The following is a 1,676-nucleotide window of genomic DNA, read 5'->3' as shown; positions in this document are numbered from 1 at the left end:
GAGGCCACTGAAAAAGTCCATAAAGAACTGAAAGAGACATTCGACACAAAGAATGTCTCTTTTTCTCGTTACAATAAAAGAATTAAATCAAAGGCTGGTGGTCTTCATGCTTCCTAAGCAGCAAAGTTTTATCTTGAGCCCGTATATCGAACTTTACAATATACTCATTCCAAAAGATAACATGTTGCGGCGCATGGACGAGTTGGTGGACTTCAGCTTTGTTTATGAGGAACTAAACGAAAGGTATTGCCAAGATAATGGACGAACCGCGGTAGACCCGGCCCGAATGTTTAAATATCTACTGCTTAAATCGATTTATGACTTGTCTGACGGCGATCTTGTGGAACGCACCAAAACCGATTTGTCGTTCAAGTTTTTTCTACATATGGCGCCTGAGGAAGAGGTTATTGATTCTAGTTCACTGAGCAAGTTTCGTAAGTTGCGGCTGAAAGATATGAAGTTGCTCGACTTACTTATTGGCAAAACGGTGGAGATTGCCATTCAGCAAGGAATCATTCGCAGTAAATCTATTATTGTCGATGCTACCCACACGAAAGCCCGCTATACCCAAAAAAGTCCGCAAGAGGTGCTGCGAGAACGTTCCAAGAAGGTACGAAAAGCGATCTATGCCTTAGATGAATCCATGAAAAGTTCCTTTCCAGTGAAGCCCGTTACGAATGTACTGGAAGATGAAATCGGGTACTGCCAAGATCTCATTGAGGTCATTGAGAAGGACGGACGTTTTACCGGACTCCCCAAGGTCAAAGAACCCTTCAATCTGTTGAAAGAAACCGTTGCTGATGATGTTGAACAGTTGCAGACGTCTACTGATCCAGATGCCAAAGTGGGCCACAAAAGCGCAGATTCCTCATTTTTCGGGTACAAAACCCATATTGCGATGAGTGAAGAACGAATCATTACGGCAGCGACCATTACCACGGGAGAACGAAACGACGGGAAGGAACTGCAAACTCTCATTGAAAAGAGCAAAGCTGCGGGCATGAGCGTAGAGACAGTCATTGGAGACACGGCCTATTCAGAAAAAGACAATATTGCTTACAGTACGGAGCAGGGCATTGAACTTGTGGCCAAATTAAATCCACAGATTACGCAAGGAAACCGAAGGAAAGAAGACGAATTCGATTTTAATAAAGATGCGGGTATGTATGTTTGCCGAGCCGGACATCTGGCCATTCGAAGAGCACGGCAAGGCAAAAAGGGACAGGGCAAAAACCAAAAAGACACCTACTTTTATAATATTGAAAAGTGTAAACGATGTCCTTTAAAGGAAGGGTGCTACACAGAAGGTGCTCGGAGTAAGACCTATTCGGTAAGTATAAAGAGCAACGAACACGCCAAGCAAGCTGTGTTTCAGGAAAGTGAAGCCTTTAAGGTCAAAGCGAAAGAGCGCTACAAAATAGAAGCCAAGAATAGCGAACTCAAACACAGACACGGGTACGATGTTGCATCTTCCTCGGGTTTAGTTGGCATGGAGATTCAAGGCGCCATGGCGATATTCACTGTTAATTTAAAACGAATATTGAAACTCATGGAGTAACCAAAGTTGAAGAAAGTAGGTAAGAAAAAGACGACGTCCATTCGGAGGACCGAATAGCGTCGTCTTTTTGATACGTTTTTTTACTTTTTCTAAGAACGGCTAGTTTTTCAGGAGCCTC

Annotated in this window: 1 protein-coding gene; it reads left to right on the top strand. The window is 43.4% G+C overall.

Annotated features, from left to right (window positions below; genetic code table 11):
* Positions 1-106: 106 nt before the first annotated feature.
* Positions 107-1,558, top strand: coding sequence for an IS1182 family transposase (locus J2Z70_RS33005; RefSeq protein ID WP_209880120.1), 1,452 nt, complete (start codon positions 107-109; stop codon positions 1,556-1,558).
* Positions 1,559-1,676 lie beyond the last annotated feature (118 nt).

This window comes from Paenibacillus silagei (genome assembly GCF_017874735.1).
Lineage (GTDB): Bacteria > Bacillota > Bacilli > Paenibacillales > Paenibacillaceae > Paenibacillus_AQ > Paenibacillus_AQ silagei.
Note: the sequence above shows the minus strand (reverse complement) of the source record. Positions and strands in the feature narration are given on the sequence as shown.